This window comes from Micromonospora sp. WMMD961 (genome assembly GCF_029626145.1).
GTDB lineage: Bacteria > Actinomycetota > Actinomycetes > Mycobacteriales > Micromonosporaceae > Micromonospora.
In genome coordinates, this window is the sequence record NZ_JARUBJ010000002.1 from 4,552,695 (window position 1) to 4,568,401 (window position 15,707).

Here is a 15,707-nt window from a genome sequence, read left to right on the forward strand (position 1 = left end):
GACAGGTCCGGAAGACCCGTCACCGGGGAGACGGGGCCACCCGCACGCGGTCGCTCTCGTTGTCGGAGAGGAACAGCGCCAAGGCGTGCCCCCCCTCTGCCACCGCGGCGCGGTCCGCCCGACTGAGGTAGGTCAGTGGCTCGACGGTCACGGTGCCCGCCTCGACCGTCCAGGTCGCGGCGACCCGGCCGCCGACGAGCACCACGCGTTCGCCGGCCACCGAGAGGAGACGGTGGGCGTCGTCGATGATCCGGCTGCGGTCGTCGTAGCCGAGGATCGCGTTGTCGAACGCCGGCAGGAACCGCACCGGGGCGGGTGTCTCCGGATCGGGGCGCGGCGCGTCGGGCAGGTCGACCAGTTTCCGGCCGCGCTCGTCGCGAAAGGTCACCAACTCCTCGCGCATCTCGGCCACCGTGGCGGGCAGACCGGCGAGGCCGCACCAGGCGCGCAGGTCGGCGGTGGCGGCCGGCCCGAACGCGGCCAGATAGCGGCGTACGAGAACCTGCCCGACCGGATCGGAGCCATCCGGGGTTGGCGGATCGACCTGCCGGCCCACCCACGCGGAGAGCAGGACATGACGCACGCCCCCCTTGGCGCGCCACACCCCGCGCGGCGGCAGTTGGACCAACGGGAGGAGCGCGACACCCATCTCGCCCAACGCCCGTGGCCCCGAGGCCGGCCAGCGTTCGGCGAGCGCCCGCCCGATCTCCGGCATCGAGCGCGGCTCACCGTCGGCCAGCACCTCCCGGGCCGCCGCGGCGAGGTCGTCGAGGTCGACGCCGTTCAACTCGCCGCGGTAGACCCCGAGCACCCGTTGGCGCAGCATGGCGTCGTGACGGGAGCGCCAGGCCACGGCGTCGTCGGCGACGAGCAGGTGGACGGTGCGACGCATCAGGTGGGTGCGCACCACGTGTCGCTGGGTCAGCAGGTGCGAGAGGACCGCCGGGTCGAAGTCACGCAGCCGCGACCAGAGCCCGACGAACGGTTCCTGCGGCTCCTGCGCCTGGAGACCGCCGAGGTGCGCGACGGCGTCGGGGACCGGCATCTCGGCGCGATCGAGGAGCAACTGCCGGGCGAGCGTCGCGCGGTTGAGCGCCCGCGAGTCGAGAACGGTCACGTGCTGATTCTCCGTCCCGGGCTGACAGTTTCCGTCGAGGCGGCCGGGGACGACAGGTGCCGGATAAGGATTCGCCCCGGCCGGTGAGCACCGGGCGGGGCGAATCCGTACGGATACAACAGTTCAGTGCCGGCCCACGAAGATCCCGATACCGTTGGCGACCGCGCGCTCCGTACCGTCGGACGGGTTGTTGCGGGCGGTTGCCGCGGCCTGGCCCGGCTCGCGGACGGCGACCGTGCTCGATCCGCCGCCGTCCAGGTTCACGGCGTCGTGCGCGCCGAGCGAGCGCATCAGCTCGGCCAGTTCGGCGATCGTGAAGCCGGCGCTGGCCGGGGCGCGGCCGGCGAGGGCGACCAGGTAGACGGTCCTGCCGTCCGGGCTGACGCCGGCCGAGCTGCGTACCGCGGCGGTCCTGGTGTCGAGGCCGGCCAGCGGCGCGCCGTCGCGCAGGATCGGCGCTCCGCCGACCGCGAACGTCAGCTTCGGCCTACCGGCGGAGTCGAGCTTCTCGCGCACCTGCACCCGGTCGCCGACGGCGAGGTCGTCGAGCGCGTCCGCGCCGCGATCCCGGCCGACCAGCACCTGAGTGTCGGCGGGGATCGCGCCCGCACCGGGCAGCTGACCCACCGCGGTCACCACACCGTCTCGCACGGTCACCTCGTAGGTGTGGGTGCTGCACGGGTCACTGCGGCTGGTGTCGGAGCCGCAGGTCGACCGGACCCGCGAGGCGGCACCCCAGTCGGAGGTGAACAGGCCGACGCCGTCGACCGGGAGCGCGTACTGGTTGAGGCCGCTGAGGGCGATCGTGCCCTTCCCGCTGCGGACCTCGCCGTCCAGGCTCAGGGTGTCGACGCGCGCCTTGCCGTTCACGCCCACGCCGAACACGTCCCTGGTCGAGGTGCCGGGGGCGAGGCCGGGGCCGAAGCGCTGCGCGGTGGGCACCGCGAACTTCAACTCCTCGCCGTCGGCGATCTCCGGACCCGAGGAGGAGTAGGTCGGGGCGACGCCGACGTGGGTCTCGCTGTTGTTGAAGAAGTCGCCGTTCACGCCGGCGACGGCACCCTGGTCGTTCGTCATGGCCGAGACGACCTTGCGCTGCGCGACCGCGTCGGGGTGCAGCAGGTCCAGGGAGACCTTGTTCTTCTTCAGGTCGGCCGTGAGCAGGTAGCCGACGGTGGCGCCGCGAGGCGTGGCCACCTGGAACGAGCCGTACGTGACGCCCGGCGCGAGCTGCTCGGTGGAGGTGAAGGTGATCGGAGTGCCCGCCTCGGTTACCGTGGCGGTCGCGGCGTGGGCTGCGCCGACCGGCGCCGCGAGTGTGCTCAGCCCCGCGGCGATCAGCAGCGCCAGACTCGGGCGTACGAGGTTGGACGACCTCATTGCCGCTCCTTTCGTGATGCGATTCCTGGCCTGCGCCGGGGCTGGTCGAACCGGCTGGCGGTCCGGCCGGGCCGGCGATGATCTTCCCGACCAGCCGACCAGGCGGGGGTGAACGCGGGAGGCGGTCGACGTGAACCACCCGGGCCGTCTTGATCAACTGCTGGAGCCGGCGCGGGGGTGCCAAAAACTTTTGTGGACTTCCTACAACTGAGCGACTGTTGGTTCGGTGGTTGCGCCATAGCGCTGGCCGCCGCCAGCCGGAAAGGTGATCACTGCTGGGAGCCGTCGTTCCGCGGCACGCAGTTCAAGGTCTAGCTAAGGGGTCAGTCGGGTGTTCAACCGTGTCGCCATCGTCAACCGTGGTGAAGCCGCCATGCGGCTCATCCACGCGGTCCGCGAGTTGGCCGCGGAGACCGGCATCCCGCTCGAAACCGTCGCGCTCTACACCGACGTCGACCGCACCGCCACATTCGTCCGTGAAGCGGACATCGCCTACGATCTCGGCCCGGCTTCCGCCCGCCCGTACCTCAACCACCAGGTGCTGGAACGCGCCCTGACCGAGACCGGGGCCGACGCCGCCTGGGTCGGCTGGGGCTTCGTCGCCGAGGATCCGGCATTCGCGGAACTGTGCGAGAAGATCGGCGTCACGTTCGTCGGGCCGAGCGCGGACGCCATGCGCCAACTCGGTGACAAGATCGGCTCGAAGCTGATCGCCGAGGAGGTCGGCGTTCCGGTCGCGCCGTGGAGCCGGGGTGCGGTCGAGACCCTGGCCGCCGCCCGGACGGCGGCGGCCGAGATCGGCTACCCGCTGATGCTCAAGGCGACCGCCGGCGGCGGCGGGCGCGGCATCCGTGTGATCCGCAACGAAGCCGAACTGGACGACGCCTACGAGCGGACCAGCCAGGAGGCAGCGCGGGCGTTCGGCAGCGGCATCGTGTTCCTGGAACGCCTGGTCACCGGGGCCCGGCACGTCGAGGTCCAGGTGATCGCCGACGGGCAGGGCACCGCCTGGGCGCTCGGCGTCCGCGACTGCTCGGTGCAGCGCCGCAACCAGAAGGTCATCGAGGAGTCGGCGTCGCCGGTGCTCGACGCGGCGCAGGCCGCCGAGCTCAAGACGTCGGCCGAGCGGCTGGCCGTGGCGGTCGGCTACCGCGGCGCGGCGACAGTGGAGTTCCTGTACCACCCCGGCGACCGGCTGTTCGCGTTCCTGGAGGTCAACACCCGCCTCCAGGTGGAGCACCCGATCACCGAGCTGACGACCGGTTTCGACCTGGTCAAGGCGCAGTTGCACGTCGCCTCGGGCGGCCGGCTCGAGGGCCAGCCGCCGGTGGAGCGCGGGCACGCCATCGAGGCCCGGCTGAACGCCGAGGACCCCGACCGTGACTTCGCGCCGTCGCCGGGGCGGATCGCGCGACTCGACCTGCCCAGCGGGCCCGGCATCCGGGTGGACACCGGCGTCAGCGAGGGCGACACCATCCCCGCCGACTTCGACTCGATGATCGCGAAGATCATCGCGTACGGCCGTGATCGCGACGAGGCGCTCGGCAGGCTGCGGCGGGCCATGGCGAACACCACGGTGATCATCGAGGGCGGCGCGACGAACAAGAGCTTCGTGCTCGACCTGCTCGACCAGCCCGAGGTGATCGACGCCAGCGCGGACACCGGCTGGATCGACCGCGTTCGCGGCGAGGGCCGACTCGTCACGCACCGCCACAGCGGGGTCGCGCTGGCAGCCGCCGCCATCGAGGCGTACGAGGAGGAGGAGCGCGTCGAGCGGCAGCGGCTGCTGTCGACGGCAGCCGGCGGACGCCCGCAGGTGCAGCACTCCAGTGGTCGACCGCTCGACCTCAAGCTGCGCGGCGTCGGCTACCGCACCCGCGTGGCCCGGGTCGGGCCACACCGGTTCCGCGTCGGCATCGAGGGGGGCGCCGTCGTCCGCACCGCCGACGTCGAACTCGACCGGTTCGACCGGCACACCGGCCAGATCGTCGTCAACGGCATCCGGTACCGCCTGCTCACCGGCACGTACGGCCCGACCCACCTGGTCGAGGTGGACGGTGTGACGCACCGGGTCAGCCGCGACGAGGGTGGCGTCCTGCGCTCCCCGATGCCGGCGCTCGTCGTCGCCACGCCGCTGGAGATCGGCGCCGAGGTCGAGGCGGGCGCACCGGTGCTGGTGCTCGAAGCGATGAAGATGGAGACGGTGCTGCGGGCGCCGTTCAAGGCCCGGCTCAAGGAGTGCGCCGTCTCGGTGGGCAGCCAGGTGGAGGCGGGTGCGCCGCTGCTGCGCCTGGAGCCGCTGGCGGACGACACCGAGGAGGCCACGGACGACCCGACCGCCGAGACCGTCGAGCTGGACCTGCCGACCGCCGCCGAGGACGTCCCGGCGGACGAGCGCAGCCGGCGCGGTCAGGAGGACCTACGCGGGCTGCTGCTCGGCTTCGACGTCGACCCGCACGACGACCGGCGGGTGCTCGACGGCTACCTCAGCGCGCGGCGGCAGGCCACCGAAGCAGGTCAGCGGCCAGGGGCCGGGGCCGTCGGTCAGCGGCCACTGGCCGCCGAGCTCGATCTCATCGAGGTGTTCGCCGATCTCGCCGAGCTGAGCCGCAACCGGCCGACCGGTGAGGACGGCGGCGGCGCCCACGTGCACAGCGCACGGGAGTACTTCCACACCTACCTGCAGAGCCTCGACGTCGAGCGGGCCGGTCTGCCGGACGCCTTCCAGACCAGGCTCGCCAAGGCACTCGGCCGGTACGGCGTCACCGACCTGGAGCGCTCCCCCGCCCTCGAATCGGCCGTGTTCCGGATCTTCCTCGCCCAGCAACGGGCGTCCGCCGACGCCACTGTCGTCGCGGCCCTGCTGCGCGCCTGGCTGCGGGAGACCCCGCCGGACGAGTCGTTGCGCGAGCCCGCCGGCCTGGCGCTGGAACGGCTGATCGCCGCGACGCAGGTGCGCTTCCCCGTGGTCGCCGACCTCGCCCGTGGCGTGGTGTTCGCCTGGTTCGCCCAGCCCCTGCTGCGGCGCAACCGGGCCCGGGTCTACGCCACGGTCCGTGGGCACCTGCGGCACCTGGACGCGCAGCCGGACGCGCCGGACCGTGCCGAGCGCATCGCCGAGATGGTCCGCAGCACCGAGCCACTGGTCCGACTGCTCGGGCAGCGGCTCGTCCGCGACCACCTCGACAACGCGGTGATGCTGGAGGTGCTGACCCGGCGGTACTACGGCAACCGGGCGCTCACCAGCGTCCGTACCCAGGCGGTCGCGGGCTGCACGTTCGTGGTCGCCGAGCGGGCCGACTCGAGCGTCGTCTCCGCCGCGGTGAGCTTCGACGCGCTGGGCAGCGCGTTGCGCGGGCTGGCCGAGTTGGCCGGCGACGAGGACTCCGTCGACGCCGACATCTACCTCGGTTGGGAGAACCAGCCGGAGGACTTCGACGCGATGGCGGCGGCGCTGGCCGAGGTCGTCGCCGCGCACCCGCTGCCGCCTCAGGTCCGCCGGGTCACCACCACCGTCGCGGGTCGCGGCGGAGCGGTGATGCACCACCACTTCACCTTCCGCCCGTCGGACACCGAGCTGACCGAGGACCGGCTGATCCGTGGCCTGCACCCGTACATCGCGCAGCGGATGCAGTTGGAGCGGCTGCACAAGTTCGACCTGACCCGCCTGCCGTCGTCGGACGAGGAGGTCTACCTCTTCCAGTGTGTGGCGCGGGAGAACCGGGCCGACGAGCGTCTCGTCGCGTTCGCGCAGGTGCGTGACCTGACCGAGCTTCGCGAGCAGGACGGACGTCTGGTCGCGCTGCCGACCACCGAGGACGCCATCGCCGCCTGTCTCGACTCGATCCGCCGCGCCCAGTCGCTGCGACCGTCGAAGACGCGCTTCAACACCAACCGCATTGTGGTCTACGTGTGGCCGCCGAGCGAGCTCACCCGCGAGGAGATGGAGATGATCGCCGGGCGCGTGCGCCCGACGACAGCGGGCGCCGGGCTGGAGGAGATCCTGTTCATCGCGCGGCAGCGCGACCGCCGGACCGGCGAACTGACCAAGATCGCCGTACGGATCTCGTTCGACGCCGCCGGCGGGGCGGAGCTGGCCGTCGGCGAGCCCCCGGTCGAGCCGATCGAGCCGCTCGACGAGTACCGGCTCAAGGTGCTGCGCGCGAGCAGCCGCAACACCGTGTACCCGTACGAGCTGACCGGCCGGCTCGGTGACTTCGTCGAGCACGACCTCGACGACGCCCACGTGCTGGTGCCGGTGGACCGGCCGAAGGGGCGCAACAGCGCCGCGATCGTCGCCGGGGTGGTCACGACGCCGACCGAGCGGCACCCGCAGGGTGTCACCCGGGTCGTGCTGCTCGGCGACCCGACGAAGTCGCTGGGCGCCCTGTCGGAGCCCGAGTGCCGGCGCGTGATCGCCGCCCTGGACCTGGCCGAGCGGATGCAGGTGCCGCTGGAGTGGTGGGCGCTGTCCGCCGGCGCTCGGATCTCGATGACCTCGGGCACCGAGAACATGGACTGGGTGGCCGCCGCGCTCAAGCGGATCGTCGAGTTCACCCAGGCCGGCGGTGAGATCAACATCGTGGTGGCCGGCATCAACGTGGGCGCGCAGCCGTACTGGAACGCCGAGGCGACGATGCTCATGCACACCAGGGGCATCCTGGTGATGACCCCGGACTCGGCGATGGTGCTCACCGGCAAGCAGTCGCTCGACTTCTCCGGTGGGGTGTCCGCCGAGGACAACTTCGGCATCGGTGGCTACGACCGGGTGATGGGCCCGAACGGGCAGGCGCAGTACTGGGCGCCGAACCTCACGGCCGCCCGGGACGTGGTGATGGCGCACTACGACCACGCGTACGTCGCTCCCGGCGAGGACGCTCCCCGGCGGGCGGTCACCTCCGACCCCACCGACCGCGACATCTCCGACTTCCCGCACGACGTGGCGGGCAGCGCCTTCCGCACCGTCGGGGAGATCTTCTCCGTCGAGGCGAACCCGGACCGCAAGAAGCCCTTCGACATCCGCACGGTGATGCGGGCCCTCTCCGACCAGGACCACCCGGTCCTGGAGCGTTGGGCGGGCATGGCGGACGCGGACACCGCGGTCGTGCAGGACATCCACCTCGGTGGCATTCCGGTCTGCCTGCTCGGCATCGAGTCCCGGTCGGTGCCGCGGCACGGCTTCCCGCCCACCGACGGCCCGGACACCTACACGGCGGGCACGCTGTTCCCCCGTTCCTCGAAGAAGGCGGCGCGGGCGATCAACGCGGCCAGCGGCAACCGGCCGCTCGTCGTGCTGGCGAACCTGTCGGGCTTCGACGGCTCACCGGAGTCGATGCGCAAGCTGCAGCTGGAGTACGGGGCCGAGATCGGTCGGGCGATCGTGAACTTCGACGGGCCGATCGTGTTCTGCGTGATCTCGCGCTACCACGGCGGTGCGTTCGTGGTGTTCTCGAAGGCGCTGAACCCGAACATGACGGTGCTCGCGTTGGAGGGCTCGTTCGCCTCGGTGCTCGGCGGGGCACCCGCCGCCGCTGTGGTGTTCTCCGCCGACGTCAACGCCCGGACGGCGGCCGACCCGCGTGTGCGGGACCTGGAGGCCCGCGTCGCGGCTGCCGCCGGCACCGAGCGCGCCGCGCTGACCGCGGAGCTCGACGAGCTGCGTTCGTCGGTGCGGGCGGAGAAGCTCGGCGAGGTCGCCGCGGAGTTCGACCGGGTGCACAACATCCACCGTGCGGTCGAGGTCGGCTCGGTGGACGCCGTCGTCCGCGCCGCCGAGCTGCGTCCGCGCATCATCGAGGCCATCGAGGCCCGCCTGGGCTAGCAGCCGCCGCGTGGTCGGCGCCGCCGGTCGTCGACCGGCGGCGCCGACCCGTCGGTGCGGGTGACGTGTCGCCGGTCAGGTGGCGTGTCGTAGCAGCTCGTGGATGTGGGTGACCACCTCGTCAGGGCTGAGTTCCATGGCGTTCTCACCCACGCTGACCTCGAACGAGCACCGGTCCGGCGCCGGCGCGGACCGCACCCGGCCGAACAACTCCATCCCGGTGGCGGCGCGCAGGGCATCGGCTGCCCGCATCGCGGCGTCCGGGCCGACCGGGAGGTGGACGTGGAACAGAGGTGTCTGCGGTGGGTCCGGGAACGCGTGGGCCACGCCGTCGGCGTTGATGGCCGCCGCGATCGCCACGGCGTGCTCCCGGTGGGCCGGTAGCCGGGGAAGCACCGTGTCCAGGCCGTGCAGGGCGGCCAGCGCCAGCGGCCACACGTCGTAGACATCCCCACCGAGTCGGCGACGCCACACCCGGGCCTCGGCGACGACGTCGGCGGGGGCGGCGAGCACGGCACCACCGGCGCCCTGTAGCCCCTTGTAGAGCGAGACGTACACGCTGTCGAACAGGGCGGCGATCTCGGCGAAGGGCCTGCGATAGTAGGTCTGGGCCTCCCAGAGGCGCGCCCCGTCGAGATGGCTGGCGGCACCGCGAGACCGCATCGCCGTCGTCTGCGCGACGAGGTCGTCCCACTCCGGCAACAGGCCACCGATGTCACGTTGGGGTAGTTCCCAGACCACCGCCGCGAGCGGCTCTGCCACAGTCGACAGGTCGGCCAGGGTCATCAGGCGGTGCCGGTCGCCGACGGGACTGCAGCGCAACCCGTGCACGACGCTGTATCCCCGGTGCTCCCAGACCTCCAGATGGCTCTGCGGATGCGCGGCGAAGACCCGGCGGCCCCGTCGGTCGGCGTGGATACGTAGTGCCACCTGCTGTGTCATCGTCCCGGACGGGAAGAACACCGCTTCGTCCGTGCCGAGCAGGGACGCCATCCGCCGTTCCAGGACGGCCACCGGTCCGTCCGGCCCGTGCGGTGGGGTGTCGGGGTCGACCTGGGCCAGCATCGACCGCAACATGTCGTGCGGGCGACGGCGCAGATCCGAGTGCAGAAAGAGAGAACGCCGCACAGTCATTGCGGCAGTATTCACCCTCAGCCTGTCCGCCGGTCGTCGCCCGGAGCGCTGTCGAGCTGCCAGGCCGTGGCGAGATCCTCGCGCGCCCGGGCCACCCGGGAGCGGATCGTGCCGACCGGGCACTGGCAGATCTCCGCCGCCTCGGCGTACGACAGGCCGAGCACCTGGGTGGCGACGAACGCCTCGCGGCGCTCCCGGGTCAGGCCGGCGATCAGCTGGTGCAGGGTCACGCTCTCGTCGGCGCCGGCGGTGATCGCCCCGGCGGCCTCGGCCGCCGCCTGCCAGTCCGGCACGGACGCCACCTTGGGCCGGGCAACCGCCGCGCGCACGTGGTCGACGGCGACCCGCCGGGCGATCGTGAACACCCACGTCCGGGCGGACGAGCGGCCGGCGAAGCCGGGCAGGTTGCGGAACGCCCGCAGGAACGTCTCCTGGGTCAGGTCGTCGGCCTCCCCCGGCCCCGCGAGGTGCGACAGAAACCGCCAGACCTGGTCCTGGAGGGCCCGGATGAACGCGGTGGCGGCCTGCCGGTCGCCCTGGCCCGCCTCCTGCGCCCACCGGGTCACCTGGGCGTCGTCAACGCCGACGGTCCGCACCGACCACCGTCCTGTGTGCCACGGGCGCTCCTTCCGGCCGTTGGCCGTCGTCGGGACGCCGCCGGTCAGCCGCGCACTCTGGTTGTCGCGGGCCGGTCCGGAAAAGTTCCCGGGGCTCCCACCTTCGGGTGACGCCCGGTGCGGGCCGACGGCGGCACCGGGTCCGGCGTACGCCAGGAACGCCACAGGTGGCTGTAGCCGCCACCGGCCGCGAGCAGCTCGGCGTGCGTACCGTGCTCGGCGACGCGACCCTGGTCCAGGACGACGATGCGGTCCGCGGTGGCCGCCTGGCTGAGCCGGTGGGCGACGATCAACGTGGTACGGCCCTCGGTGGCCGCCACGGCAGCCCGGTCGAGGTCGCGCGCGCCCGCGCTGCCCGCCTCCGCGGTGGCCTCGTCGAGGACCGCGACGGCGGGGTCGGCGAGGACGAGGCGGGCCAACGCGAGTTGCTGGGCCTGCGCCGCGGTCAGCTGGCGCCCGCCCTCGCCCACCGCGGTCGCCAGACCATCCGGCAGGGTGCGCAACCACTGGGTGGCGCCGACGAGGTCGAGGGCGCGGGTCAGCTCGGCGTCGGTGGCGGCCGGGTCGGCCAGCCGCAGGTCCTCGGCGAGCGGCCCGGCGAACACGTGCACCTCCTGGCTGACGAGGGCGATCTCGCGCCGGAGGCGGTGTTCGCCGAGCTGGGCCAGCGGCACGCCGCGCAGGCTCACCGAACCCTGGCTGGGCTCGATGATGCCGGCGATGATGCCGGCGAGCGTGCTCTTGCCCGCGCCGCTCGCACCCACGAGGGCGACGCGCTCTCCGGGTGCGAGACGGAGGGCGATGTCCCGCAGCACGACCGGTCCGTCGTCGTAGCGGTGCTGCGCGACGGTCACCTCCAGCGCCGCCGGCTCGGGCCGCTCCGGACGGGCGGGCCGAGGGCTGTCGGACGATGCGGTGTCCGGCAACGTGGTCACCCCGACGAGCCGGGCGAGACTCGCCCCGGCCTGGAGCACCGAGTCCGACTCGAACAGCAGCAGGCCGATGGGGTTGAAGAGGCGGTGGAAGTACAGGGCGGCGGTGGTCGCCGCACCGACGGTGGACAGGTCCTCGCGGACCAGCAGGAAGCCGGCGAGCAGCACGGCGGCCAGACCCACGAACTCGGACCTGTTGATGCGCAGCCCGAACCGGGTGAACAGGCCGAAGATCTCCAGCGACAGGTCGCGGGCCACAGCGGAGCGATCCGCGATCCGCGCGACGTGGGCGTCCTCCATCCGGTAGGCGCGTACCGTCGCCGAGCCGCGCAACGCTTCGGCCGTCGCCTGCGTACGCTCGCCCGTCGCCACCCGCTCGCGGGCGTAGTACGGCACCGAACGCTTGAGGTACCAGCGCAGCGCCAGCGCGTACGCGGGTGCGGCGGCCAGCCCGGCGAGGCCGAGCCGCCAGTCGAGGGCGAAGAGCCCGAGCGCGGTCAACACGACGGACAGCGTCGCGCCGAGGAAGGCGGGGCCGCTGGTGGCGACCACGTTCGTCACCACTGCCACGTCGTCACCGGCCCGGGCCACCAGGTCCCCGGTCCCGGCGCGTTCCAGGGTGGCCGACGGCAGGTGCAGGGCACGATCGAGGACCCGCTCCCGGAGCCGGGCCAGCACGGTCTCACCGAGGCGTGCGGCGACCGCGGCTCCGGCCGCGGTGAGGAGCCCCGCGAGCACCGCGGCACCCGCGATGACGCCCGCCCAGGCCACGACCTGCGGTGTGGCGGTTCCGGCGATGACGTCGTCGACGAGGCGACCGAGCACCCAGGGGGCGACGAGCCCGGTCGCGGACGCGGCGACCAGCAACGTGCCGGCGACGGCGCTGAGCAGTGGCAGGCGGGCCAGTTCGGTGCGGAGGGCGGCCCAGGTCTGTCGGCCGGTGGCCGTGGGTAGCAGGTGCCGGGGCTCGACGCCGCTCGCGGTCGACGGGTCGGTCATCGCAGGATCTCCTCCCGGTAGCGGGTGTCGCTGGCGAGCAACCGCTCGTGCGGACCCTCGGCGACGACCCGACCCTGGTCGATCACGGCGACCCGGTGGGTGAGGTGCAGCAGGGCCGGGCTGGTGGTGATCAGCACCGTGCCGCGGTTGCCCGCGGCGCGGACCGCGGCCAACCCTTCGGCGAGCAGTGCCTCGGTCACCGCGTCGACCGCCGTGGTGGGGTTGTGCAGCACCAGCACCGGCGGGTCGGCGACGAGCGCTCGGGCGAGCCCGATCCGCTGCCGCTGCCCGCCGGACAGGTTCGCCCCGCGTTCGGTGAGCCGGCGGTCGAAGCCGTGCGGGTGTGCGGCGAGCACGTCGTCGGCGGCGGCAGCCCGCACGGCGGCCCGCAGGACCGTGTCGTCGACGTGGGCACCGGCGCTGAGATTGGCGCGCAGGGTGCCCTCGAACAGCGCCACGTCATGCTGCTCCACCAGGACCACGGCGCGCACGGCGTCGATGTGCAGGTCCTCGACGGGTACGCCGTCGACGTACAGCGTCCCCCGGTAGTCCGCGCGGGGCACCCGGCCGGCCAGCAGCGCGACCAGCGCCTCGGCCTCGCTCGGGTCGTAGGCGAGCACGCCCAGGATCTCACCGGCGCTGACGTGCAGGCTGACGTTGTCGAGGCCCGCGTGCGAGACCGCGTCGAGGGCGAGCCGGGACGGGCCCGGCTCGGGCGGCCCGGCGTCGCCCGTCGCGAGGACCGGCGTCGCGCCGAGAACCCGGGCGACCCGCGCCGCCGAGGCCCGGGCCATGGCGAACAGTTGTACGCAGTATCCGAGCGTCTGCACCGGCTCGGCGATGAACTGGGCCAATCCGACGACGGCGACGAGTTCGCCGATGGTCAGCCGACCCTGGAGTGCGAGCCAGCCCGCGACGCCGGCCACCGACGCGAGGAAGAGGCCGTTGACCATGGTGGTGAGACCGAGGTGCAGGCCCTTGGTGGTGGCGGCGCGCAGCGTCACGTCGAGGGCGTGCCGGCTGGCACCCGCGTACCGTCGGGCCGCGTGGTCCTGTGCGCCGATGCCACGCAGTACGCGCAGGCCGGTGACGAGGTCGACGGCGAGCGCGGTCGTGGCCGCCAGGGCCTCCTGCTGCGACGTGCTGCGCCGGGTGAGCAGGGGCGCCATCCGCTGGAGGGCGAAGATCAGCAGCGGTACGCCGACGAGCACCCCGAGCCCGAGGGGGACGTCGACGACGAGCAGCGCGACGGCCGCGACCACGATCGCGGTGAGCGCTGCGGCGGTGAGCCCGGCGACGCGTACCACCAACGCGGACAACTCGGCGTCGGAGGCCGTGACGGACAGCAGCTCTCCGTCGCGCAGGCCCGAGCGGTGTCCGCGCGGGTCGAGGGCGCTTCGGGCGATCTCGACGCGGGTCGTGTGCGCCTCGTGTTCGACGGCGGCGTAGGCCAGCCGCGCACCGGTCCGGTAGGCGAAGGCGAGGGCGGTGAACAGGGCGGCGAGGCCGGCGAGGGAGAGCAGCAGCGCGCGGACGTCGCCGGTGGCCACCGCCCGGTCGATGATCACGCCGATGGCGACCGGTACGAGGGCTTCGGTGGCCTGGTGGGCGCAGAGCAGCACGATGCCGAGCACCACCCGGCGGCGCTGTCGGCGCAGGGCGCGGCGCAGCACCACGCTCCCGCTGATCGAGGCGACTGTCATGCTCGGATCGATGGGGGCATGGCGACGGACTCCAGTTAGTGAGGGCAGGCTAACCTAACACGCCCTCGGGGAGCCGGAACGAGCGGAGTCTGCCGACGCCGGCCGCCACCCTCGACGGCCGCGGCCGGCGTCGGCAGTCCCGCGGCGGCCCCGGCTACCGCTCCCCCGTCGGTATCGAGGCGGGCAGGCCGAGGCCCTCGACGGCCGCCGCGACCAGGGCTTGCGGGGCGAGCGATACGTCGAGCACGAGCACCGACTCGTCCGGTTCGGCCGGTTGCAGCGTCGCGAACTGTGATTCGAGCAGGCTCGCCGGCATGTAGTGCCCCGCACGTCGGGCCATCCGCGCTCGGATGACCTCCGCCGGCCCGTGCAGGTGCACGAAGTCCAGGTGCGGCGCGCCCTGGCGGAGCACGTCCCGGTACGACCGCTTCAACGCCGAGCAGGCCAGCACCGTCGACCGGCCCTCCGCGCCGCGATCGGCGATCCACCCGGCGATGTCGGACAGCCAGGGCCAGCGGGCGGTGTCGTCCAGGGGTACGCCGGAGCGCATCCGGGCCACGTTCTCCGGGGAGTGGAACTCGTCCGCCTCGGCGAACGTCAGCCCGGTCGCCGCGCTGATCCCGCGCGCCACAGTGGTCTTGCCGGCCCCGGAGACGCCCATCACCACGACGTGCCGGGTGCGCCGGGCGTCGCCGCGTCGCTCACCAGTCATGGACCGTGCCGTCCTTGAGCCGGTTGAACGGCAGGTAGGCGGGCTCGTACGGGAATCGGGCCGCCACCTCCTCGTCCAACTCCACCCCGAGCCCCGGCTGGTCGCCCGGGTGCAGGTAGCCGTCGGTGAACGTGAACGACTGCCGGAACACCTCGTTGGCCAGCGCGGTGTGCTTCATGTACTCCTGGATCCCGAAGTTGTGGATGGCCAGGTCCAGGTGCAACGCCGCGGCCATGCCCACCGGGGAGATGTCGGTCGGGCCGTGGATGCCCGACTTGATCTGGTACTGGGCGGCGAAGTCGAGCAGCTTGCGCATGGCGGTGATGCCGCCGGTGTGGGTGACCGCGGACCGGACGTAGTCGATGAGCTGCTCGCGGATCAGGGTCTGGTAGTCCCAGACGGTGTTGAAGACCTCGCCGATGGCCAGCGGGGTGGTGGTGTGCTGGCGGACCAGCCGCAGCGCCTCCTGGTTCTCGGCCGGGGTGCAGTCCTCCAGCCAGAAGAGGTCGTACGGTTCGAGGGACTTGCCGAGCTTGGCGGCCTGGATCGGGGTCATCCGGTGGTGACCGTCGTGCAGCAGCGGCAGCTCCGGGCCGAACTCGGCGCGGACCGCCTCGAAGACCGTGGGCAGGTGGCGCAGGTACGCGCGGGTGTCCCAGTCCTCCTCGGCGGGCAGCGGGGTGCGCTGCGCGGGTTCGTAGTCGTAGCGCTGACCGGTGGCGCTGGGCTGCGCGGCCACCCCGTACACGGCGTTGATCCCCGGCACCGACGTCTGCACCCGGATCGACCGGAAGCCCTCGTCGAGGTGGCGGCGGATCGAGTCGAACAGCTCGGGGATGTCCCGCCCCGACGCGTGCCCGTACGCCATGATGCCGGTGCGGGACGCGCCGCCCAGCAGCTGGTAGAGCGGCATGCCGGCGGCCTTGGCCTTGATGTCCCACAGCGCGACGTCGACGGCGGCGACGGCGGCCATGGTGACCGGCCCACGCCGCCAGTACGCCGAGCGGTAGAGGAACTGCCAGGTGTCCTCGATCCGGTGCGCGTCGCGCCCCATCAGCAGCGGGGCGACGTGGTCGCGCAGGTACGAGGCGACGGACAGCTCCCGGCCGTTGAGCGTGGCGTCGCCCAGACCGGTGATGCCGTCGTCGGTGGTGATCTTCAGGGTGACGAAGTTGCGGTCGGGGCTGGACACGATGACGTCTGCGGCGACGATCTTCACGGGGGTGCCTTTCCGTTAGTGCCGGTCTGAGGGGTGGTCTCACCACTGCGCGAAGGAGCCGTCGGCGTGCCGC

The 15,707-nt window shown here is 72.9% G+C and carries 9 protein-coding genes; 1 reads left to right on the top strand and 8 read right to left on the bottom strand.

The annotated features are described in order from the left end of the window. Positions 1-19: 19 nt before the first annotated feature. Together O7614_RS20630 and O7614_RS20635 are read right to left on the bottom strand one after the other, a co-directional pair. Positions 20-1,117 (bottom strand): winged helix DNA-binding domain-containing protein, encoded by a 1,098-nt coding sequence (locus tag O7614_RS20630; protein ID WP_278140116.1) that lies wholly within the window; start codon positions 1,115-1,117, stop codon positions 20-22. 123 nt (positions 1,118-1,240) lie between these two features. Continuing rightward, positions 1,241-2,497 (bottom strand): phosphodiester glycosidase family protein, encoded by a 1,257-nt coding sequence (locus O7614_RS20635; protein WP_278140117.1) that lies wholly within the window; start codon positions 2,495-2,497, stop codon positions 1,241-1,243. 331 nt (positions 2,498-2,828) lie between these two features. Here O7614_RS20635 and O7614_RS20640 point away from each other — a divergent pair, with 331 nt between their 5' ends. After that, positions 2,829-8,318: a carboxyl transferase domain-containing protein gene (locus O7614_RS20640; protein WP_278140118.1), complete on the top strand. Its 5,490-nt coding sequence runs from the start codon at positions 2,829-2,831 to the stop codon at positions 8,316-8,318. Between the two features lie 75 nt (positions 8,319-8,393). On the opposite strand, the gene O7614_RS20645 is transcribed toward O7614_RS20640, so the two are convergent. From O7614_RS20645 to manD, 6 genes are all read right to left on the bottom strand, one after another. Beyond that, the gene (locus O7614_RS20645) at positions 8,394-9,452 is read right to left on the bottom strand and encodes a beta-eliminating lyase-related protein (protein ID WP_278140119.1); all 1,059 of its coding nucleotides are present in this window, start codon (positions 9,450-9,452) and stop codon (positions 8,394-8,396) included. A 17-nt stretch (positions 9,453-9,469) separates the two neighbouring features. Then, positions 9,470-10,048, bottom strand: a complete 579-nt coding sequence (locus O7614_RS20650; protein ID WP_278140120.1) for a sigma-70 family RNA polymerase sigma factor — start codon at positions 10,046-10,048, stop codon at positions 9,470-9,472. Between the two features lie 65 nt (positions 10,049-10,113). Then, positions 10,114-12,000: an ABC transporter ATP-binding protein gene (locus tag O7614_RS20655; protein ID WP_278140121.1), complete on the bottom strand. Its 1,887-nt coding sequence runs from the start codon at positions 11,998-12,000 to the stop codon at positions 10,114-10,116. After that, entirely contained in the window at positions 11,997-13,703 is a 1,707-nt protein-coding gene (locus O7614_RS20660; protein ID WP_278140122.1) for an ABC transporter ATP-binding protein, read from the bottom strand. Before O7614_RS20660 ends, O7614_RS20655 begins: the two co-directional genes overlap by 4 nt. A 154-nt stretch (positions 13,704-13,857) precedes the next feature. Next, positions 13,858-14,415, bottom strand: a complete 558-nt coding sequence (locus O7614_RS20665) for a gluconokinase (RefSeq protein ID WP_278140123.1) — start codon at positions 14,413-14,415, stop codon at positions 13,858-13,860. Continuing rightward, complete coding sequence (gene manD / locus O7614_RS20670) at positions 14,405-15,634, bottom strand: D-mannonate dehydratase ManD (RefSeq protein ID WP_278140124.1); 1,230 nt, start codon at positions 15,632-15,634, stop codon at positions 14,405-14,407. Before manD ends, O7614_RS20665 begins: the two co-directional genes overlap by 11 nt. Positions 15,635-15,707: the final 73 nt, after the last annotated feature.

What these genes read in the sequence shown, in the direction of transcription:
- O7614_RS20655 (WP_278140121.1), bottom strand. Translation starts at nt 12,000, where the DNA reads ATGACCGACCCGTCGACCGCGAGCGGCGTCGAGCCCCGGCACCTGCTA.
- O7614_RS20645 (WP_278140119.1), bottom strand. Translation starts at nt 9,452, where the DNA reads ATGACTGTGCGGCGTTCTCTCTTTCTGCACTCGGATCTGCGCCGTCGC.
- O7614_RS20660 (WP_278140122.1), bottom strand. Translation starts at nt 13,703, where the DNA reads ATGACAGTCGCCTCGATCAGCGGGAGCGTGGTGCTGCGCCGCGCCCTG.
- O7614_RS20635 (WP_278140117.1), bottom strand. Translation starts at nt 2,497, where the DNA reads ATGAGGTCGTCCAACCTCGTACGCCCGAGTCTGGCGCTGCTGATCGCC.
- O7614_RS20665 (WP_278140123.1), bottom strand. Translation starts at nt 14,415, where the DNA reads ATGACTGGTGAGCGACGCGGCGACGCCCGGCGCACCCGGCACGTCGTG.